The organism is Thiolapillus sp. (assembly GCF_048562965.1).
GTDB lineage: Bacteria > Pseudomonadota > Gammaproteobacteria > Chromatiales > Chromatiaceae > Thiolapillus > Thiolapillus brandeum_A.
This window is the reverse complement of record NZ_JBHNMF010000233.1, coordinates 1-5,029: the sequence shown is the minus strand read 5'-3', so window position 1 is coordinate 5,029 and position 5,029 is coordinate 1. Positions and strand designations below refer to the sequence as shown.

Annotated in this window: 6 protein-coding genes; 3 read left to right on the top strand and 3 right to left on the bottom strand. The window is 58.6% G+C overall.

The window, feature by feature from the left end:
• From ACOCD2_RS12045 to ACOCD2_RS12035, 3 genes are all read right to left on the bottom strand, one after another.
• Positions 1-280 (bottom strand): hypothetical protein (locus ACOCD2_RS12045; protein ID WP_293885378.1); only part of this gene is annotated, 280 nt, incomplete at its 3' end.
• Positions 281-310: 30 nt separating this feature from the next.
• Complete coding sequence (locus ACOCD2_RS12040; RefSeq protein WP_293680214.1) at positions 311-1,840, bottom strand: chloride channel protein; 1,530 nt, start codon at positions 1,838-1,840, stop codon at positions 311-313.
• A complete protein-coding gene (locus ACOCD2_RS12035; RefSeq protein WP_293715029.1) occupies positions 1,841-2,059 on the bottom strand; it encodes a hypothetical protein in 219 nt (72 codons plus the stop codon).
• Positions 2,060-2,121: 62 nt separating this feature from the next.
• On the opposite strand from ACOCD2_RS12035, the gene ACOCD2_RS12030 reads away from it, so the two are divergent.
• From ACOCD2_RS12030 to ACOCD2_RS12020, 3 genes are all read left to right on the top strand, one after another.
• Positions 2,122-2,970, top strand: coding sequence for an ATPase (locus ACOCD2_RS12030; RefSeq protein WP_293647823.1), 849 nt, complete (start codon positions 2,122-2,124; stop codon positions 2,968-2,970).
• Positions 2,970-4,037: a homoserine O-succinyltransferase MetA gene (gene metA, locus ACOCD2_RS12025; protein ID WP_293647821.1), complete on the top strand. Its 1,068-nt coding sequence runs from the start codon at positions 2,970-2,972 to the stop codon at positions 4,035-4,037. Before ACOCD2_RS12030 ends, metA begins: the two co-directional genes overlap by 1 nt.
• A gap of 240 nt (positions 4,038-4,277) precedes the next feature.
• The gene (locus ACOCD2_RS12020; RefSeq protein ID WP_293653656.1) at positions 4,278-4,949 is read left to right on the top strand and encodes a hypothetical protein; all 672 of its coding nucleotides are present in this window, start codon (positions 4,278-4,280) and stop codon (positions 4,947-4,949) included.
• The last annotated feature ends 80 nt before the right edge of the window (positions 4,950-5,029 follow it).

Genomic DNA, 5,029 nt, shown 5'->3' with positions numbered 1-5,029 from the left:
GCGGACATCTCACGCTCGCTGCCAGCCATGGAGAGCGAAGCGAAGGCTGGTAGACCCCAGTAGCCGCGAGGCCGCACTGTTTTCCCGGCGTGCCTTGCGCCAGAGGGAAAACAAAGTAGGCATCCGAACGCGGCGTCCAGTCATATGGGAGCCAAGTACGGAGCAGCAACGAGCTTGCGAAGTTGTTGCGCAGTGCTTGGTGACCAGGACGGCTGGGGCACAAATAGGTTGTCAAAGTCCGAGTCGATTTTGGGGACTGAGATGTCCCAAAATCTATCACGAGGTCGAAGACACACTTGGAATTCCGGCTTCACAGCTGATAGGACGATTCGATCTGTTCGCGGGTAAGAATGCCGTAGATGCGCCAGATCCCCGGGGCGGACATGCGCTGTACATATAACGCTTCCCCTTCCCCCTTGTTCAGCTTCTCCAGCGCTTCCTGCAGGGTTTCGTGAAGGTGGATGGGGGCGAGTTCCAGCCGTTTCCCGGGGATGGCCATCAGATCGATTTCCTCCAGTGGTTCCTCCTGTTCGGCTTCCAAGAATCCTGCCAGGGCGATGCCGGGGAGTATCGCTTTTGGCTTCTTGTCTTCCGTGATGACGATCCACTTCGGCTTGGATTCAAGCAGCTTGTGCGCCTGTTCAAGGCTGATGTTGCGCATAGAGCGCATAAAATCCTTGTTCATGATGCTGGCCACTCCCACACGGCGCAACGCCGCCAGCACCGGATGTTGTTTGTAGTCCAGCCCCTTGGCCTTGAGCATGGTGATGAACAGGGATTCCTGCCCGAACAGTTCGCTGGCGGTCAGGCCGGCGATGACCACCACCAGCATGCCTGGCATGATGATCTGCGGATTGTCTGTGAGCTCCAGCAAGGCTGTCAAAGCGGCCAGCGGTGCCTGCAGACTGGCGCCCATCATGGCGCTCATGCCCAGCATGGCATACAGGCCGGGTTGGATGCCGATGTCGGGCAACCATGCGATCATGAGATGGCCAAATCCCGCCCCCAGCGTGGCGCCGATAAAAAATGACGGGCCGATCATGCCGCCCGGTACGTTGAGGGCGGAGCAGATACTGGTGGCCACCAGTTTGGCCGCCGCCATCAGCAACAGCAGTCCGGCGCTGTAGCCCCCGATGAGAGCGATATTGATGGTGTCATAGCCGATACCCATGACTTCCGGCAACCACATACCCAGCAAGGCAATGGAAATACCTGCCGCCATCATCTGCCACTCGATGGGCCAGACCTTGCCCTTACCGGCGATTTTCTTGACCATGATGATGAATCCGGCGGCCAGGGTGCCACTCAGCAGGCCGAGTATCACCACCAACGGGATTTCCTTCAGACTGCCCAGTTCCATGATGGGCACGCTGAACACCGCAGCATTGCCGAGGAAGGCATTGGACACCACGGTTGCCGTGACCGCGCTCAGGATCACGGGAATGAAGCTGGCCAGCTGATAGTCCATCATGATGACTTCGAGAGAAAAGATCACGCCCGCCAGTGGCGTGTTGAACGAAGCGGCGATGCCGGCAGCAGTACCGCAGCCGACCAGGGTGCGCACGGCGTTATTGGGCAGTTCCAGTTTCTGTCCCAGCAGGCTGCCGGTACAGGCGCCGAGGAAGATATGCGCACCTTCCCGTCCCACCGAATGGCCGCTGATCAGGGCGATAGCCACGCCGAAGAACTGCAGCACGAAGCCCCGCAGGGTCAGATGCCCCTGGTGATAGGCCATGCGCTCCAGCACCCGCGCCACACCCAGCACGTACAGGCCTTTGGCAAACCAGCGGAACATCACGGCCAGTGCGATGGCGCCCGCCAGGGGAAAGACAAAGCGCATTCAGGGAGTCAGTGATTCGAAGGCATCCGGGCCGTTGCCTCTCAGGGCAAAGTTTTGCGCCGCTTCGATGAGATAGCGGAAGCAGACGATGACCGCCCCAGCCAGCAGCCCGGTGATCAGCCCCATGACTGCCAGCTGGATCAGGGCATCGGGACGGGCCAGGTGCAGGCGCGTCGATTCCATCTGCCGGCTGAACCAGTCGTGCATTTTACGGGACAAATTCACTTGCTCAGACATACCCCGGTATAATAAGCCATCGCGTTCGCCAAGGGACACCTGATGTGAAATTTACCGTTGAATCCTTTCGCGCCTGGGAGCACAAGAAAATCACGCTGCTGGGCATGTCTGGGGTAGGCAAGACCTACATTTCCAACATGCTGCGCCAGCATGACTGGTTCCACTATTCCGGTGACTACCGTATCGGTACACGCTATCTGGATGAGCCGATCATGGATCTGGTAAAAGCCCAGGCCATGCAGCAGCCGTTTCTGCGTGACCTGCTGCGCCGTGACTGGATTTACATCCGCAACAACATCAAGGTGGACGATCTGGGGCCGGTACTGAGTTTTGTCGGCAAGCTGGGCAATCCTGAGCAGGGCGGGGTGCCCCTGAAGGATTTCATCCGGCGTCAGGCCCAGTACCGTGACGCTGAGATTGCCGCGGTGCGTGATGTGCCGGATTTTATCCGCAAGGCTCAGGATGTCTACGGCTACAAGCATTTCATCAACGACATGGGTGGCAGTCTGTGTGAACTGGACGAGCCCGGCGTCATTGAACTGCTGGCACAGCACAGCTTCATCCTCTACATCAAGATCACCGATGAAGAACAGGAACAGCAGCTCATCAGCCGTGCCCAGTCATCGCCCAAGCCCCTTTACTACCGTCCGGAGTTCCTGCTGGAGCAACTGGAAATATATCTGGCGGAAATGGATCTGGACTATGCGGCGCAGATGGATCCGGACGATTTTACCCGCTGGGTATTCCCGCGACTGTTCCACTCCCGCATACCCCGCTATGAGGAAATTGCGCGCCAGGGATATACCGTCACCTCTAAGGAACTTGCCGGGGTGAACACCGAAACGGAGTTTCTCGATCTGCTGGAAACGGCCATTGCCCGGGAGGAAAGCTGATGCCCCTGGTTGCCCACAACGATCTGCCATCCTTCGAACGCCTGCGCCAGGAAGGCCTGCTGGTGCTGCCCACGGGCCGTGCCATGCACCAGCATATCCGCGAGCTGCATATCGGCCTGCTGAACATGATGCCGGACAAGGCTCTGGCCGCCACCGAGCGCCAGTTCTTCCGTCTGGTGGGGGAGAGCAATCCCATCGCCCAGTTCTATGTGCATCCCTTCACCCTGCCGGAACTGCCGCGCAGTCCCGAAGCCCAGGCGCATATCGATGCCTACTATGAAAGCTTCGATGACATCCGGGAGAAGGGGCTGGATGCCCTGATCATCACCGGTGCCAATGTCACCGGACCGGAACTGGCCAATCAGCCGTTCTGGGAGCCCCTGATCAGGGTCATCGACTGGGCCTGGGAGAATGTCACCTCCACCCTGTGTTCCTGTCTGACCACCCATGCTGTTCTGCAGTTTCGCTACGCTCAGCACCGTATTCCTCAGGAACAGAAAATCTGGGGTGTGTTCCCGCATCGCGTGATGGACAAGGTCCATCCCCTGGTAAATGATGTCAACAGCCGCTTCCACGTGCCCCATTCCCGCTGGAATGCGGTGACACCGGAACAGTTTCGTGAAGCAGGTCTGCGCGTGCTGGTGGAAAGTGAGGAGATTGGTGTGCATCTGGCCACCAGTCCGGATGGTCTGCGTTTCGTGTTCTTCCAGGGGCACCCGGAATACGATACTGTGTCCCTGCTCAAGGAATACAAACGTGAGGTATTGCGCTGGATCGCCGGGGAGCGGGAAGACTATCCGCCTATGCCTGACAATTATTTCAGCCTGCAGCAGAAGGCCATCTTCGACGAATATGCCTGGTGCCTGAAACGTGCCCGGGACGCAGGGGAGACGCTGCCGGAATTTCCCGAGAAACTGGTGGCCAGCAATATCGACAATATCTGGCATGATACCGCCGAGGCCGTGGTGGCCAACTGGATCGGCCTGGTTTACCAGGTGACCCATAGGGAGCGCCATCTGCCTTTCATGGAAGGGGTGGATCCGGACAATCCTCTTGGACTGGCCTAGGGAAGCGCTTCCCTAGGAGTCTGTCGGACTTAGGGGTTCGTAGCGAGGCGAGTGGGAAAGTGAGGGCAGTTTTTCGAACTTTTAAGGCGCATAGTGGTTCTACGCAGCGAAAAAGATCGGAAAAATGCACCGCTTTCCCATCGCCGCAGTAGAATCCTCCTAAGTCCGACGGGCTCCTAGATGCGCATGTCTGGCAGATTGTGGTAGATTCTGAATATGATGCTGGTTGGAGGAGCGGCAATGCGTAGTGTGGTTTTCTGTGGTTTGGGTTGTGGTCTATTGGTTTCTGCTGTCGCCATGGCTGACGGTTATTATTCCCAGAGCAATGGTCCGGGTTCCATAAACTGGCCGCCCCCGGGGGGCAGTGCAGCCGTTCAGCCGGCAAATCCCGGATACGGTCTGTCGCCCAATTCCGGTTTTCGCCCCTATGCCGATTATCAGCAGACCCAGCGCTACCACAGCCAGCCCACCCGCAAGTTCAGAAACGAATTGATCAGGCCGCCGGGCAGTGACTGGCCGAACGCAGATTATTACGAGTCTGATGACAAGGCGGCGGAGCCGGATGCCAGCGGAGAGCTTCGGCCGGAGCCGACGGAAAGAGGAGCGCCGGTAGAAGTTGTGCCTCCCCCCAGTATACCCGAAGAGGTCAATGCGCCCCTGTCGGAAAAGCCCGAGCGGGGGTGGCGACCCATGAAAGAGCATGAGCAGCTCAAGTCCCTCGAAGAGACTGCAACGCCGCCGAAACCTGCCGGGCCCACAGCCCACGTGATGAGAAAGATCGAGAAAAGGACCTCGCCGCTGCAGATCGAAAAGAAACCTGCACCCGCCGTGGACAAGGCCGAACCCGTAATGCGGGATGTAAAACCGACTGCCCCCGCTGCCAGCCATGGAGAGCGAAGCGAAGGCTGGTAGACCCCAGTAGCCGCGAGGCCGCACTGTTTTCCCGGCGTGCCTTGCGCCAGAGGGAAAACAAAGTAGGCCTCCGAACGCGG

Excerpts from the sequence above, each read along its gene's own strand:
- metA (WP_293647821.1), top strand. The coding sequence starts at position 2,970 with ATGCCCCTGGTTGCCCACAACGATCTGCCATCCTTCGAACGCCTGCGC.
- ACOCD2_RS12020 (WP_293653656.1), top strand. The coding sequence starts at position 4,278 with ATGCGTAGTGTGGTTTTCTGTGGTTTGGGTTGTGGTCTATTGGTTTCT.
- ACOCD2_RS12040 (WP_293680214.1), bottom strand. The coding sequence starts at position 1,840 with ATGCGCTTTGTCTTTCCCCTGGCGGGCGCCATCGCACTGGCCGTGATG.